This is a genomic window from Eubacterium ruminantium (assembly GCF_900167085.1).
Taxonomy (GTDB): domain Bacteria; phylum Bacillota; class Clostridia; order Lachnospirales; family Lachnospiraceae; genus Eubacterium_Q; species Eubacterium_Q ruminantium.
Genome location: NZ_FUXA01000005.1, coordinates 196355 through 213157 on the forward strand (window position 1 = coordinate 196355; position 16803 = coordinate 213157).

14 protein-coding genes are annotated in these 16803 nt (G+C 37.0%); 13 read left to right on the top strand and 1 reads right to left on the bottom strand.

The genetic code is table 11. From position 1 onward, the window contains the following. Positions 1-23 precede the first annotated feature (23 nt). The 12 genes from B5D25_RS03685 to B5D25_RS03740 all read left to right on the top strand — a co-directional run bounded on the left by B5D25_RS03685 (position 24) and on the right by B5D25_RS03740 (position 13825). Positions 24-1577: a RyR domain-containing protein gene (locus B5D25_RS03685; protein ID WP_078786503.1), complete on the top strand. Its 1554-nt coding sequence runs from the start codon at positions 24-26 to the stop codon at positions 1575-1577. A 96-nt stretch (positions 1578-1673) separates the two neighbouring features. Then, positions 1674-4190 carry an endo-1,4-beta-xylanase gene (locus B5D25_RS03690; RefSeq protein WP_078786505.1) on the top strand — a complete coding sequence of 839 codons (2517 nt, stop codon included), beginning with the start codon at positions 1674-1676 and terminating at the stop codon, positions 4188-4190. A gap of 263 nt (positions 4191-4453) precedes the next feature. Continuing rightward, positions 4454-5116, top strand: a complete 663-nt coding sequence (locus tag B5D25_RS03695; RefSeq protein WP_078786507.1) for a response regulator transcription factor — start codon at positions 4454-4456, stop codon at positions 5114-5116. Further along, positions 5113-6495, top strand: a complete 1383-nt coding sequence (locus tag B5D25_RS03700) for a HAMP domain-containing sensor histidine kinase (RefSeq protein ID WP_078786509.1) — start codon at positions 5113-5115, stop codon at positions 6493-6495. Before B5D25_RS03695 ends, B5D25_RS03700 begins: the two co-directional genes overlap by 4 nt. A 106-nt stretch (positions 6496-6601) precedes the next feature. Next, a complete protein-coding gene (locus B5D25_RS03705; protein ID WP_078786511.1) occupies positions 6602-8245 on the top strand; it encodes a DUF6034 family protein in 1644 nt (547 codons plus the stop codon). 21 nt (positions 8246-8266) lie between these two features. Beyond that, a complete protein-coding gene (locus tag B5D25_RS03710) occupies positions 8267-9286 on the top strand; it encodes an AAA family ATPase (RefSeq protein WP_078786513.1) in 1020 nt (339 codons plus the stop codon). A gap of 20 nt (positions 9287-9306) precedes the next feature. Continuing rightward, positions 9307-10182 (top strand): DUF58 domain-containing protein, encoded by an 876-nt coding sequence (locus tag B5D25_RS03715; protein WP_078786515.1) that lies wholly within the window; start codon positions 9307-9309, stop codon positions 10180-10182. Continuing rightward, positions 10166-10642, top strand: a complete 477-nt coding sequence (locus tag B5D25_RS03720; RefSeq protein ID WP_078786517.1) for a hypothetical protein — start codon at positions 10166-10168, stop codon at positions 10640-10642. The genes B5D25_RS03715 and B5D25_RS03720 overlap by 17 nt, the downstream gene beginning before the upstream one ends. A 62-nt stretch (positions 10643-10704) precedes the next feature. Continuing rightward, positions 10705-11736: a vWA domain-containing protein gene (locus B5D25_RS03725; RefSeq protein ID WP_143000646.1), complete on the top strand. Its 1032-nt coding sequence runs from the start codon at positions 10705-10707 to the stop codon at positions 11734-11736. Between the two features lie 41 nt (positions 11737-11777). Next, positions 11778-12689, top strand: a complete 912-nt coding sequence (locus B5D25_RS03730; protein ID WP_159444073.1) for a vWA domain-containing protein — start codon at positions 11778-11780, stop codon at positions 12687-12689. A gap of 2 nt (positions 12690-12691) precedes the next feature. Beyond that, entirely contained in the window at positions 12692-13534 is an 843-nt protein-coding gene (locus B5D25_RS03735) for a tetratricopeptide repeat protein (protein WP_078786523.1), read from the top strand. A gap of 36 nt (positions 13535-13570) precedes the next feature. After that, a complete protein-coding gene (locus tag B5D25_RS03740) occupies positions 13571-13825 on the top strand; it encodes a hypothetical protein (protein WP_078786524.1) in 255 nt (84 codons plus the stop codon). A gap of 167 nt (positions 13826-13992) precedes the next feature. On the opposite strand, the gene B5D25_RS03745 is transcribed toward B5D25_RS03740, so the two are convergent. Next, positions 13993-15639 carry a SulP family inorganic anion transporter gene (locus B5D25_RS03745; RefSeq protein WP_078786525.1) on the bottom strand — a complete coding sequence of 549 codons (1647 nt, stop codon included), beginning with the start codon at positions 15637-15639 and terminating at the stop codon, positions 13993-13995. Between the two features lie 206 nt (positions 15640-15845). Here B5D25_RS03745 and B5D25_RS03750 point away from each other — a divergent pair, with 206 nt between their 5' ends. Continuing rightward, the gene (locus tag B5D25_RS03750; protein ID WP_078786526.1) at positions 15846-16796 is read left to right on the top strand and encodes a 3'-5' exoribonuclease YhaM family protein; all 951 of its coding nucleotides are present in this window, start codon (positions 15846-15848) and stop codon (positions 16794-16796) included. The last annotated feature ends 7 nt before the right edge of the window (positions 16797-16803 follow it).

Below are 16803 nucleotides of genomic sequence, written 5' to 3' on the forward strand. Positions count from 1 at the left end.
AATAGGAAACAGATACAGATATCATGAACGGTGGAATAATTGCTAAAATAAGAAAATGGATAATACGTCTTGCCTGGATACCGCTTGTCTTTGGTGTTGTCGGGTATCATTTCATAGGTGACATCGAGCACGGAACGATGGGGCTTTATGAATCTTTATATGCAACCATCGCTCTTTATTTTATGAATCCGGACAGCGACATTAGTAATATTTACGTTCTTATAGCGAAATATTCATCGTTCCTTGTTGTTGCGGACGTTATGTTTGCGGTTTTTGAGTCGCTTCATGACTCACTTAAACATATCATTGTAAGTATGTATAATGATTCCACCGCCGTTTATACAGATAATGAAGGCTGGGCCAGAGTTATAACGGATTACTGGAAACACAGTTATCTCGCTGTACCTGAAAAGCATGTTGGAAAACTTGAAAATACAAGAAGCCATATCATAATGTTTGATGATGATATGAAGAATCTTGAGATATATGAACATTGCAGAGATAACCTTAAGAAGAAGCACACTTATATCATGCTTAATCATACCGATCCGTTTTTGATGGGAAAGTTTGATGATCCTTATTTGCATTATTTCAATATATATGAAATGATGGCCAGAAAATATTGGATGGAAAATGATATTTTCGATGAGGTTGTTGGAAATAATGATACTTATAAGATAGCCATCACTTCATTTGAAGAGACAGGACGAGCTATATTCAGATATGGATTTATAAATAATGTGTATACATCCAGTCAGAAGATAGAATATCATATCTGGGGAGCGGATAAGAGCAGGGCTCTTTCCATAACAAAACTCTTTGAAGAAGATAGAAGGATAGAGAATTGTGACAGTGTGGTATTCCACGATAACGATCCTATCGAAGATATGGATATACTTAAAGAGATGTCCAGAATCATCATTACCGATATTGATGATACAAGAATGCTTCAGGAACTTCTTCATGAAAGATATGATAAGAATATTTATTATTTCAGTGATAGAGGTGTTAAACTCGGAAATATTTACGGGAAAAAGGTTATTCCTTTTGGTGAACTGACCAGGATACTGACTACGCAAAATGTTAAAAAGGACAGACTTTCACTTCAGGGAATGCTCTTCAATTATGATTATCTTCTTCGTATAAAGAATAGTGGAATAGATAAAGAGCATGAACATTATAATGAAGATACAGACAGACTGGACAGTGCTAATCGTAAAAATCTGAGTGCTCCGACAGAAGGTATAGACAAGAAGATCGAAAAGGATATAAGAGATGCATGGAAGGAACTTAACGGTTTCCTTAAAGGCTCAAATATTGCCAGAGCGGATCATTACTGGATCGAGAAAAAACTCGCTGATGAAGGTAAGGCCGACAATGAAGAAATCTGTATAATCGAGCATAACAGATGGTGCAGATATCACCTGATAAATGGATGGAAGTACGGAAAAGAAAAGGACAGAGAGAAGGGAACGCATCCGCTTCTTGTACCGTATGATGAATTAGGTGAAGATGAAAAAATGAAGGATGATATTTTTGATCCTGTAATTAAGAATGAGATAGAAAAGTTGCTTTAATTTTACCCGATAATTTTGCGAAGTTATCGGGTAATTTTTTTATTTGAATAAGGTATATTTAAAGATGCAATATTAATTGTTACAGGAGGGTATGAGGTGAGAAAGATAAAAGGAGTTTTGGCAGTTGGAATGGCTGCTGCTATGATGTTATCTGCCACAGCGTGCGGCAAGAAAAAGGATGAGGCAACAAGTAATGATACAGCAGCGGTAACAACAGAGGCTGCTACATCAACTGTTGCGGAGGTTGAGATTGATGAGGATAATATCCTTGTAAATCCTTACTTTTTAGATGACGATGTTACAGCATGGCAGGCAGGACAGGGATCTTCAAAAGTTGGTATAGCTGATGAATCAGTCCCTCTTCCGGATGGTTACAGAAGATGCGCGGTAATTGACAGAGATCCGGAATCATCTTCACCATATGACTGTTTTGCACAGGATATTACATCAAGTATTTCCAAGGGAACAGAATATCAGTTTGAATTTTATGCTATGCTTTCTTCGGATTATGAAGGAGCACCTGCTGAGCAGAGAACCGTTGAATTTGCACCATATATTACAGCAAATGGTTCAACAACATATCTTGGTTCATATTCAGCAGAGATTACAGGTGTTTCAAGTCAGCCCCTTGAACCTGGAAAGTGGACAAGATTTGCCGGAACATTTACTCCACAGTGGAGTGGAAATCTTGATCAGGCAGTTATAAGAGTTATTGAGCAGGGTACAGATTACGGTAACGGTGATTGCGTAAAGGGTGATTACTATATCGCAGGATTCAAGCTTCTTGGTGAGAAGGCTGAGCCGGTAGTATATAGTGTTGAGAAGGATATTCCTTCGCTTGCATCAGTTGTTTCATCAGAAGATGGACTCGGTGCGGATTCTATTTGCGGCACAGCTGTTACAGGTTCTGAGATAGATGATGAATTTATCCAGGAACTTATTTCAAAGCATTTCAATGCAGTAACACTTGGAAATGAACTTAAAATGGATGCTGTCTTCGGTTATAGCAATGACACAGTTCCTGCTATAGAAGATGAAGAAGCAGATATAAACGGAGAGAAGATCAAGGTTCCTGTTATGGATCATTCCAGAGCAGATAAGATTCTTGATAAGATTCTCGAGATCAATGAGAAGAACGGAGCAAATATCAAAGTCAGAGGTCATGTACTTGTATGGCATTCACAGGCTCCTGAATGGTTCTTCCACGAAGATTATGATAAGACAAAGCCATATGTTGATAAAGATACTATGAACCTCAGACTTGAGTGGTACATCAGAGAACTTCTTAATTACTACACAGGTCCTGACAGTAAGTATAGAGATCTTTTCTACGGATGGGATGTCGTAAATGAAGCAATCAGCGACGGAACAGGTACATACAGAACAGATGAAGAGCCGGGTGCAGATCAGCTTTCTGATTCAACACATGGTTCAAAGTCAAGCTGGTGGAAAGTGTACGGCAGCAATGAATTCATTATAAATGCATTTAAGTATGCAAACAGATATGCACCTGCAACACTCAAACTTTATTACAATGATTACAATGAGTGTGATGCAACAAAAGAAGCAGGTATTATTGAACTTATCAATGCTGTTAAAGAAGCAGACGGAACACGTATTGACGGTTTCGGTATGCAGGGACATTATTCGGTAAATGCTCCTACAGTTGACAGAATTAAAGAAGCAATCCAGGATTATTCTCAGGTTGTTGATGAAGTTATGATCACAGAGTTCGATGTTAAGGCCGGACTTGGTTATGACGGAACAGACGAAACAAAGGATAAGGAATATACAAAGCAGGCACATTATTTCAGAAAGATTTATGAAGCAGCTAAGGCATTAAATGCAGAAGGTGTTCATTTCAGCGGAATCACTATGTGGGGTGTTGTTGATAAATATTCATGGCTTCAGTCTCAGAATAATGTAGGTGGTTCATCAGACGGAACTTCACTTCAGTGTCCACTTCTCTTTGATGATAACTATCAGGCTAAGCCTGCATATTGGGCATTTGTAGATCCTTCTAAGCTTGGTGAAGAACCGGTTGTTGTTCGTCCTGAGATTAATATCAAGAAGGGAAGCGCAACAGTTGATGGAGACATCGAAGAAGCATGGGATGCAGCAGAGGCAGTGTCTCTTTCTATAAAGCTTGGTTCAGATATCAGTGCTGACGGAAAGCTTCTTTGGGATGAAGAGAATCTCTATGTTCTTGTTGATGTAAAGGATAGCGTTCTCAATGAGGATAGCGAAGATGATTATCAGCAGGATTCCGTTGAAATCTTTGTAGATGAGAATAACGGAAAGAGCGGCGGTTATGAAGCTGATGATAAGCAGTACAGAATAAGCTTCTCAAATAAGCAGAGCTTTAACGGTGAGAAGTGCGTAGCAGAGAATATTACTTCAGCTACAAAGAAGACAGATGACGGATATGTTGTTGAAGCTGCTATTAAGTGGACAGATATCACACCTGAGGTTGGCGGAAAGGCCGGTGTTGAACTCCAGGTAAATGATGCAACAGCAGAAGGTGTCAGATGTGGTACTATAAGCTGGGCTGATGATACAGGAACAGGATATATGAGTCCTGAAGTATTCGGTACAGTTGTATTCGAAGAATAATAACAGACACAGATAAATAAAGATGCGAATATACCCCCCCGGGAATATGCGGATTAGAGATGCGCGAAATGGAAACTTTAGCATTTATAATCTAAGATCCCGGGGGTATTTTTATAAAAAGAAACAGTAAGTATACTTTTGCTACTAAGGGTAGCGGAATATGCAAAGAACCCTATATTGTAAAAAAAAATACTCTATGTTATATTTAAGTCGCTGAATGAAACTGTTGCCAAAACAGTTATGAAATTATAGAGGATATCCTAATGAGTAGAATATTGGTTGTTGAAGATGAGGAAGCTATTTCCAGAATGATAGCTGTTAATCTTGAATATTCAGGTTATACGCCTGTCGTATTCGGAGATGGAAAAGAAGCAGCTGACTCACTTATGATAGATCATGATTACGATCTCGCACTTTTGGATGTGATGCTTCCGGGAATGGACGGATTTAAATTATTTGAAGTAGTTAAATCAAGAGGCATTCCGGCTATATTTCTTACAGCAAAGGATGATATCGCATCAAAAGTAACAGGGCTTAAAGAAGGTGCGGAAGATTATATTGTAAAACCTTTTGAGGTTTTGGAACTAATGGTCAGGATAGAAAAGGTTCTTGAAAGAACAGGGGCTTTCAATGATGTCATAAATATCTGTGGCCTGGAAATAGATTTGAATGCCATGACAGTTAAACGTAATGGTGAGGAGATTCATCTTAAAGCGATGGAATTTAAGCTCCTTGAAGTGTTGGTTCGTAATAAGAATAAGGCCATTTCAAGAGAAAAGCTTTTGAGCATGGTATGGGGTGATGATTATTTCGGAGAGACAAGAACAGTTGATGTTCATGTAGGACAATTGCGTAAGAAGTTGGGGCTTGAAGATGATATAAAGACTATACACAGATTCGGTTACAGGTTAGAGGTAAAAAAGTGAAACTCAAGAAGAAGCTCATCGTGATAACATGTTTTGCCGCAACTGTATTTGGTATAGTTAGCGGCATAATTAATATGATGATCATGAAAAACAGTATGATCAGCGAGGCCAATGCCCAGGCTTCAATAAGAGCAAGAGAGATTTTTAATGTATTTGAGAAAAGAATAGATTCCGGAATTTCCGAATATTCTATGAATTATTTGTTAAAGACAGATAATAATTGGAGAAATGTAGTATATATAAATAAGCAGGGAAGTTCCGAAAGGACAGCTGTTTATAATCAAACGATATTTGATTATGATCAACTGAGTAAAGCGGCAGTCAGAATCTCGAGTTATTCGTATGATAAAATATCCATAGACAGGCCGAAGCTTGAATATGATGGAGGATTATATTTTGTCAGCTATGAAATCATAGGCGATTATGAATTGTTCAGATTATATGAAGTGACTGATGTATTTGAAAGATTTGAAAAACATGTACAGATGTATGTATTTATCGGACTTGGGTTACTGAGTGTAATAATACTTGTACTGATCATCATAATGAGAAAAGTACTGCTTCCGCTTAAGAGTTTATCGGAAGCAGCAACCGATATGGCCGGCGGTGACTACTCTAAAAGAGTTGAAGTTAAGACGAAGGATGAGATTGGAATTCTTGCGGAGCACTTCAATGTAATGGCTGAAGCGGTGGAAACAGAGAATAAAAAAATCCTGGAGTCTGAACGAAAGAAGACCCTTATGATGGGTAATCTTTCTCATGAACTTAAAACTCCGATGACAGCAATAGCAGGATATGCGGAAACGCTTCTTTCTTCAAAACTTACGGAAGAACAGCAAAATGAAGCGCTTTATTATATATATACAGAAACAAACAGACTTGGAAGACTTTCAAAGAAAATGATGAGACTGCTGGATCTTTCAGAAGGCGAAGCGGTTGAAAAGAAAAAGATTTATATAGATGAACTTTTTGAAAGTATCAAAGAGACAATGTCTGTCAGATTGAAAGAAAAGAATATAGATCTTATTACTGAGACGGACGTGGATGCAATTACTTCAGATGAAGATCTTATAAAAGATGTAATAATAAATCTTTTGGATAACAGTATTAAAGCTTCCGACACAGGAAGCAGGATTTATTTGACATTTAAGGATAAAGTTCTTTCGGTGAAAGACGAAGGAATCGGAATCCCAAAGAAAGATTTAGATTCGGTTACGGAAGCATTTTACCGTGTCGATAAATCAAGATCCCGTAAGGAAGGCGGAGCAGGACTTGGCCTTTCAATCATAAAGCTGATACTTGATAAGTTAGGTGCAAAAATGGAAATGGAAAGTAGTCCCGGCGAAGGAACAGAAGTCAGGATTACAGGAATTAACTAATTTACAACTTGTTTACAAGTAGATGAATACTTGATTTATAAAAGAATATTATCATTAAGCCATGATATATATATTTCATTTCAAAGGTGAAAGGGAGAGGCTGAAAATGATAAGAAAAGAATTTGTAAAAAGATTAAATTTAAAAGGACGCAGGTTCCTCGGAATGTTACTTGCAATATGCATGATGACAGGCTCGATGGTTGGATGTGGTAAGAAGAAAGAACACAAATTACCGATTAAACAGGATGAAGTTTCTGTGAATGAAGTTGTTGATGAGAAGGCGGATGTCATTCTTGATACAACAATAGTATCTGATCTACAGGAAGTGGATCATTATACAAAAGAGTTAAACAGCTCAAACGGTAATGTGAAGATCAATATTGATGCACCGGTTAAAAAAGTTGAAATGGATAATTATCCGGTTGTAAAAGTCAGAAGAGAGAAGTTAGATGATGCAATTTTGGAAAAGGTTGCTTCAGTGCTGAATCCAAGTGACAGATTTGTTGATGGTAATTCCGAAAAAGATATAGATATTAAGTTCAGAAATGTTGCCGATCTTAAAGACGAATATTCCGGTATATCTGATTCGGATTGTGAGACCGGAAAAATAGATTATGAATATTATTCAAATCTTATGGAATACGGAGAACTGTTCTACGGAGTATCGAGAAATGAATCAGGTAATACAGCAATAACTGCAGTAAATTCCGATGTATACGGAAGTTATCTGATGTACAATAAATTCTCGGATTTTATTCCAAAAGGCGGACTTGTTATTCCAGCCGGCAATTTAGTTTTTACTTCTGAAAAAGAGTTTGGTGATATCGGTGGTTCTACTGAAGTAGAGATAATGAAAACCGAAGAAACCGTTCTTGATAATGGTGAAACCGAATTGGTTGGTAGTAATAAGGGAACAGATAGCCGATTCGGAACGATCAAAAAAGTTGAAAGTTCAAGAGATACCAATAATATCTCTGAAGAAGAAGCAAAGAAATTAGCATGTGATTTTCTTACAAGTATTGAACTTGGTGACAGATATGCAGTTTCAGATGTAGCCAAAGGCTATGTCTCTCCGGAAATTCCGATGGGATTTTCTATAGAAGAAAGTGATTATGATGCAAAAGGTTATCCTGATCTTGAGGGAACAGAAGGCTTAAGTATTGATAAACATGATGATGGTACTTATGATATTGATGTAATGACAGCCGGAGCATGGTGTGTTACTTTTCAAAAAAGTATAAATGGAATTCCAACCGCTGATTATGGAGAAATGTATGAATACGGAGCGGATGGAACCAAAAAAGAAGTTTGGTTTAATGAATGCATAGAAGTACTTGTTAATGATAATGGTATAGTCGGATTTCTTTACAGCAATCCAACCGAAGTAAGCGATGCTTATAACAGCGTTGCATCACCGGAGGGTGGTTCTGATGATTCGACAGATTCGCTTCTTGATTTTGAAAAGATCATGACAATATATGAAGAAGCGCAGTTTGATGTACTGGATAACAGTGATGTGTTTGACGGAATTATAAGTTCCGGTACGACAGATAAATATACCATTAAAATTAATGATATTTCTTTGAAATATACAAGATATGTAAATAATGAAGAAGAAGGAATGCTGCTTCCTGTTTGGGATTTCAGCGGAACTGCTTACACTGATGACGGAGAGGAATATTACTCGGGAAGTTTTATGCAGATTAATGCATTGGACGGTTCGATATACGATTCACACGTCGGAAAATAATTATAATAACGAGGTATTGTGATGAACGAAGCTAATGTAAACAAAAAAGGAGCAAATAATTCAGGTATTACAAGTGAAGAGTTTGAATATGCTCAGGATACAATAAGAAAATTATCAAAGTATTATGACGGAAAAGTGGTTGGACAGCAGGGCCTTAAATTCGCCCTTATTGCAGCAATTATTGCTGATGGCCATGTACTTGTCGAATCAGTTCCGGGACTTGCTAAGACAACTGCAGCAAAGGTTATTTCTGATGCGGTTGATGGTAAATTTTCACGTATCCAGTGTACACCGGACCTTCTTCCGAGTGATATCATCGGTACACAGATCTATAATCAGTCTACCGGAAAATTCAGTACAACTCTCGGACCTGTATTTGCCAATTTTGTTCTTCTTGATGAGATAAACCGTTCAAGTGCAAAGACACAGAGTGCCATGCTCGAAGCCATGCAGGAGAGACAGGTTACAATAGGCGGAGAAACATATAAGATGCCGGGAGATGTGTTCATAGTTATAGCTACACAGAACCCTATCGAACAGGAAGGTACATATCTTCTTTCAGAAGCACAGACAGATCGTTTTATAATAAAGGAGAAGATTACATATCCTACTCCTGACGAAGAAGTGGAAATTTTGAATCGTATTGAGGCTGATGCCATTCAGAGAACACCTGCAGTGCTTACTATAAAAGATATAGATAACCTTCAGGCTATAGATGAAAAAGTATATATGGATCCTGTCATTAAGAAATATATTGCAAATATTGTTGATGCGACACGTAACATTGACAAAGTTCTTTCTAAAGAATTCAGCAGATACGTAAGGCTTGGCGCGAGCCCTAGAGCATCAATTGCATTTATGAAGATAGCTAAAGCAGTAGCTCTTCTTTACGGAAGAACTTATGTAATTCCTGATGATGTTAAGTTGCTCAGATATCAGGTTTTACGCCACAGAATCGAACTAAACTACTCTGCAGTTGCAGACAATGTAGCAGTTGAATCGGTGATAGATCATATTATCAATACTGTTCAGACACCATAAAAGTATAGGAGAAATTAAAAGTGGATTATGATAGTCTATCCAAAATAAGAGCTCAGGTAGCTCTTTATACCAACAAGAAAACAACTAATATTCTTGATGGTGATTTTACTTCGGTGTTCAGGGGTCGAAGTATGGATTTCGATGATTTAAGAGAATATGCTTATGGTGATAATATCAGAGATATTGATTGGAAATCATCTTCCAAAACAGGAAAAACCCTTGTACGTCGATTCATTGCCGAGAAGAAACATAGTATTTTATTCGTTGTAGATACAGGAGTTAAAATGCTTGCGGATACTTCGGCCAATGAAGAAAAGGCTGAAATCGCAATAGATACCTTCGGGACTATTGCTTACCTTGTAGAAAAGCATGGAGATGATTTTGCACTTATGCAGGATACTGACGGAGGTATCGATTTCAGCTATTTTAAATCCGGACCTGCGCATTTTGAAGATCTCATGGCAAGGTGCCGAAGAAATATAGGAAAAGACGGCAAAAAGAAAATCACAGGAATGCTGGATTATATAGCGGATAAGATAAAGAGAAAAATGATCATCATCCTTATCACAGATATGGTTGGAATGCATGATGTGAATGAGGAGATTCTCAGACATATAACTGTAAATAACGATCTTCTGGTTTTAAATATCGATGATGCATATTTATATGGTGAAGATGTATATGATGTAACACGAAAAAAATACGAAGATGATTACGTTTCTCACAGAGAGAAGCTTTATAAGGCTGAGAAGGCAGAGAGAGACAAAAGATATAAGAAGCTTGAGAAGCTTTATACCAGATATGGAGTGTCTCTTGTTTCTCTTCAAAAGGAATCTGAAATCATAGATAAAGTTGTGGAATTATTTGAAAGGCATAAACATGAAAACATCGGTTAAGTTACAGGAACCAATTTCATATATGACATTATGGCTTATAATAGCTGCGGTTTTAGTGGCTCTTGTGATCTTTATGCAGGTATTTTTCAGGATCAAGCTTAGAGGCAGACTGGGAAAGAGTAAGAAGATCAAGATTAAGAAACCAAAGCCGAAAACTCTTATAGAGATAAAGACAGCTTATTTAGGAAAACTTGCACAGATTGAATATAATCTCAGAAGCAGTTCCATAAGTACAAAGGAAGCTTATCAAAAAATGAGTTTATGCATAAGAGGTTTCGTGTATGAAACTACAGGAATACCGGTAGAAAAATATACACTTACCGAGATAAAAGAAGTTGGAATACCTGTTTTAACACAGCTTGTTTCAGAATATTACGAGCCGGAATTTGCAATGGCAACTTATGCAGACGTAAATCAATCAATTCTTAAAACCAGAAAGGTTCTTGAGTCATGGAGTTAAAGTATCCGATTATTTTGAAAATAGGTATTCCTGCTTTAGTTATAGCGGGAGTCCTGTTTCATTTGATAAAAAGAAAAGTAGCTTTTAGAGGCGGTATACGAGCTGCCAATACGGAATTTGTAAGAGAACTTCCGGAATACAGAAGCTATCATATAAAGCAGATTGCACTCAGATGCATACTTGAAGTGGCAATATTTACGTCGATCATTGCTTCTTTGATATTGATAGCCAGACCTGTAAAGACAGAGACGGTTAGTAACGGAACAAAGAAGAGAGATATCTATCTTAACTTGGATGTATCATATTCGATTTGTTACTTAAATTATGATCTTGTTGATAATCTTGAAGACGTGGTAAGAAGTCTTGATGGTGATAGATTTGGTATATCTATCTATAATACTTCTACAGTATTATATGTTCCTATGACTGATGATTATGATTTCATCATCAGAAAACTGGAAGAGCTTAAAAGATATTTCCAGTTACAGAAGGAATATATGGCATATTATCCTGAGTTCAATGTTCCTAAAGATGAATTGGAACATTTCTATGAAGTATCGGAAGAACTTGATTATCTTGGAGCAGGTACTCTGATCGATAATATGCGTAAGGGTAGTTCTCTTATCGGTGAAGGTCTTGCATCTTGTTTATATAGTTTCCCTCATATTGAAGATGAGAACAGAACAAGAATAATCATAATGTCAACAGATAATGCTCAGGAAGAAAGAGCAAAACCGATTGTTGAACTCGATGAAGCCTGCAAACTCTGCGGTAAGAATAAGGTTACTGTATTTGGAATATTCCCAAATGAAGATGACTTCACTCAGGCAAGTAATGATTATTATTATGATTATGATTATGATAAGCTTGCCAACCAGATGAAGAAAGCCGTTGAGAGCACCGGAGGACGTTTTTATAAACAGAGTAAGACTATGTCGGTTAAAGATATAGTTAAAGATATTCAGCAGCAGAAAGTAATGGAAGTAAATGAGATAACTATTAAGAAGTTGGTTGATAAACCGGTTATCCCGGCAGTTATCCTTATTATTTCCATAATCATCATAATAATTGTAGGAGCAGTGATCCTGATATGATAACAAAACCGATAATACCTTTAGTGGTCATAATACCTTTAATGGCAATACCTTTAATACTGTTTGCTGTATGTGTCATTAGGAAAAAGATAAGCGCATTTTCAAAGGTAATGAAGATAGCAAGGATAGTCGCAATACTTACGCTTCTCTTTATTATTAATATGCGTCCGAGAACAAAAAAATATAATACAGACGTCGAGCTAAAAAATATTGATGTGCTTTTTGTTGTTGATACAACAATGAGTATGTGGGCAAATGATTATAATAATGAGCCGAGAATGACAGCGGCGGTTAATGACTGTGCATATATCATGGGAGAACTGGCCGGAAGTAATTTCTCACTTATAAGATTTGATAACCGCTCACAGATACTTGCTCCATTTACACAGGACAGTAAGAATGTAACTGATGCTTTTGCAACTATTACCAGACCAAGTTCAATTTATGCTAAGGGAACAAGTTTTAATGTTGCATATAAGGAAATGGAAGAGATGCTCATTTCATCATCAAAGAAAGAAGGAAGACTTACAATAGTATTCTTCATAAGTGATGGTGAGAAAACATCCAATGAGGAAGTTGTTTCTTTCGCAGGGCTCGAACAATATGTGGATGGAGGCGCTGTACTTGGATATGGTACCGAAAAGGGTGGCAAAATGTATGACGATGATACCCACAGATTTATTCAGGACAGCACAACAGGTCAGGATGCCGTGTCAAAATATGATGAGGCGAATCTGAAGAAACTTTCCGAAGAGCTGAATATAGATTATATACATATGGAAAAGCCGGAAAATGTTTCTTATCTTATAGATGCAATAAAAAGCGGTAGTACAAAACATATTGAGAATAGCGATAACATAAGTTATGAGGATCAGTATTTTATATATGTTTATCCTTTAATCGCGCTTCTTGTTTTAGAGTTGGTTTTAATTATTAGGAGAGGAAGGATCTGAGTATGGAAGAACTTGATAACAAAAAAGGTCAAGTGAAGAAAAGCAAGTTTGATTATATCAGAAAACCTAAAAAGTTTATGCTCATAATTGACATAGTCTGTGGATTGATGATCCTTTTTGCTCTTTTCTTTGCAGTAAGACATTTCTTAAATGAGAAATTCATAAAGAATTATAATGACGGAAATTATAGTGACAAGTATGAGAAAATACTTCTTAATTTAAATTATCCGGAAAGTTATGTAGCTAATTATAACTTAGGAAATGTATGTTATAAAAATGGTGAATATGACGAGGCTATTATTTATTATAAAAAGGCTCTTGAAGAAAATCCACCGCATAAGGCTCATAAGGAATGCGACATTCGAGTAAACCTTTCACTCTCAATGCTTGAGAAGATTGATTGGGATAATATTTCATCAGAAAAGGATGTTGAAAAGACAATCAGAATGCTTCAGGCTGCAAGAAATGTTCTTACCGAAGAAGGTTGTGCTAATCCGGATGATCCAAATGGACATGATGAGGATGCTGAACAGCTTAAGAAAGATATTGATGATATGATACAGCAGCTTCAGAATCCACCACCTCAGCAGAAGACAGATAATAATCAGGATGATAAAGATGATCAGAATAAAAAAGATCAGGATCAGCAGAATAATCAGCAAAGCAAGCGTGAGCAGGAACTGAAGAATAAGCTGGATTCACAGAAAACTCAGAGTGCAAAGGAAAGACAGAAGGCCGAAGAGGAAAGAGCTTATAAAGAAATGGACAAAAACGGTGATGGTTTTCCTGATTTTGGAAACGGTGATGGTGAAACAAATACGGAAGATACCGGTAAGAACTGGTAAAATCTGAAAGGTTAAAGTATTTATACGGAGGGGAAAATGTCTGTTGAAGAAAAAATAGAAGAATGCAGAAGTGAATGGCTTAGAAAGAATAAGATATTTTATATTATCGTAGGTATAATTTATGTTATTACCGATTTCTTAGGATATTTTACAGATAATATGTTGTTCTTCGTTGGCGGTGTTATATTTGTTGCTGCAGCATTTTTATTCTTGAATTATAAGATCAATAAATATCTTGGTAAACGCCTTGATGAAATACGTGTTGAGGCTCTTTCGGAGAATCATAATTAAGTGAATATTCTTATTAACTGAAAACTTGAAGAAAAAAGCGGAGGCCGGTTAAATATTTAACCGGTCTCCGTCTTTATATGTTCTGAAAACCAAATCTATTTGGATTATTATGATCGCTTGATCTGACTGATCAGATCAGTTATTTAATTATATTTGAATTAAATATATTAGTTGATCTTTTCAGCCCATTCAAGAGCATCATCAATATGTGGTCTGAAGTTATCTGCACCGATCTTTTCGATGAATCCGCTCTTCTTCATTGTGTTATATGGCTGTTCATTTACATGAGAGAATACAAGCTGAATATTCTGCTTATTACATCTTTCATAAAGCTGTTCCATAGCATGCATAGCAGTTGCATCAAGTGCAGGAACTCCTCTCATTCGTATGATGATAACCTTTGTGAAGTCCTTGAAACTGATATTTGCAAGGTGATCTGCATCACCGAAGAACATAGGTCCTGATATTTCATATACACGAACATATTTAGGAATCTGCTTTAATTCAGGTCCGTCCGGATCTTCATCAGGATCGTAATATTTCCATCCTGATACTACAGATTCGTCACTCATTCTCTTCATGAAGAGAACACATGCCATGATCATACCAACTTCGATCGCAATTACAAGGTCGAATACTACAGTAAGAATAAATGTTACAACAAGTACTAAAATATCACTCTTAGGAGCAGTCTTGCAGAGATGAACGAAGGTTCTCCACTGACACATATTGTAAGCTACCATAAAGAGTATGGCTGCTATAGTAGGCATTGGTATAAGTGCTGCAGATGGCATAAGTACCACAAGTACGAGAACAAGAACTATTGAGTGTGTTATACCGGCTATTGGTGAACGACCGCCATTTTTGATATTGGCTGCTGTACGTGCGATAGCTCCTGTAGCCGGGATTCCACCGAATAAAGCGGAACCGATATTTCCGGCACCCTGTGCGATAAGTTCCATATTTGAACGGTGATGCGAATTGATCATTCCGTCTGCAACAACGCATGAAAGAAGTGATTCGATGGCTGCGAGGATTGCTATTGTAAATGCATCAGGCAGAATATTTCTTATTGCACTCATACTGAATGATGGTGCAGTGAAAGGAGGAAGGTCACTTTTGATCTTGTAAAGATTTCCGATGGTATTTACATCCATCTTAAAGAATTTAACCATTGCGATACCAACAAGTACTGCTATAAGTGAACCGGGTATTTTCTCTGTTATAAGAGGCCATACAATGAGGATCAAAAGACATACACCACCAACGATGAGTGCCTGGTAGTTGAATGTATCGATATTTTTTACAGTGGCCTTGATCTTATCTGTTGTTTCAATTGTCATTGTTCCTGCAGGATATGAAAGTCCGAGGAAATCTTTGATCTGTCCTATAAAAATAGTAACAGCGATTCCGGCTGTGAAACCGGTTGTTATTGTATAAGGAATAAATCTGATAAGTGAACCAAGTCTGAGAAGGCCCATTAATATAAGGATGATTCCGGCAAGTATGGTTGCAAGAGCAAGACCTGACATACCATTCTTTGCTACTATTCCCGCAACTATGGTTGCAAATGCGGCAGTTGGACCGGCAATCTGTACACGGCTTCCGCCCAGGAATGAGATGATAAAACCGGCGATTATCGCGGTATAAATACCCTGTTCAGGACCAACACCCGATGCAAGGGCAAGAGCGATGGAAAGTGGAAGAGCGATAATTGCTACTATTATTCCGGCTACAACGTCAGTTACGAATTTCTTTCCGTCATAATTTTTCATCGTACTGAAAAGCATTGGTTTCAGCTTATCTTTTTTCATGATCAGTGAATTCTCCTTTTATAAACATTAAAATGCACTACCGGGTAAGAAGTGGTTCTTCCAAGGAGTGCAACACAACATTTATACACTTATATTTGAATAATATCAAGCAATTTTTGGATAATGTTTAAATGACACAGAGGATATATATGTGATATAATCAGCTTGGCTTGTCAAAATAAGCCTAGGAAGGACTAACAGATAATATGAAATATATTGAAAACATAATCGAAGGCGACACAATTTCGGAGGTATATTTCTGCAAGAACAAAGTAGATGCCAAGACTAAGGCAGGAAAATCATACTATTCGGTGTACTTACAGGATAAGACAGGAGTCATCGATGGAAAGATATGGGATCTCAATAATGGAATAGAGCATTTTGAGACAAATGATTATATCAAGATTGATGGAGTTGTCACATCATTTAACGGTTCGCTTCAGCTTAATATCAAGAGAGTAAGGAGAGCTGATGAAAGAGAATATGATGTATCCGATTATATGCCTGTTACAAAGAATGACAGTGACAAAATGTATGATGAGCTGCTCGGTATGATTGACAGCATTTCCAATAAATATCTCAAAGAACTTCTTAAAAGTTTCTTTGTGGAAGATAAGGCATTTATCGAGGTCTTCAGAAAACACAGTGCCGCGAAGTCGGTTCATCACGGATTTATCGGAGGACTTCTTCAGCATTCACTTTCGGTTGCAAAATTATGTGATTATATAGCAGGGAATTATTATGCAGTAAACAGAGATCTGCTTATTACAAGTGCACTTTTACATGATATAGGAAAGACTATAGAGCTTTCTTCATTTCCTTTAAATGATTATACGGATGAAGGACAGCTTATCGGACATATAGTTGAGGGTGCGATGATGGTAAGAGGAAAAATCGATAAGATTGAAGGATTTCCTAAGGTTCTTTCGGATGAAGTGATCCATTGTATTCTTGCGCATCATGGAGAACTTGAGTATGGTTCACCAAAGAAGCCGGCGATCATCGAAGCTCAGGCTCTTTCTCTTGCAGATAATATGGATGCAAAGCTTCAGACATTTACAGAACTTCTTGATTCAAGAGCAAAGGAAAAAGAAGAGTGGATGGGCTTTAATAAACTGTTTGACTCAAATCTCAGAAAGACAACGGATATCAATTAGGTAATTT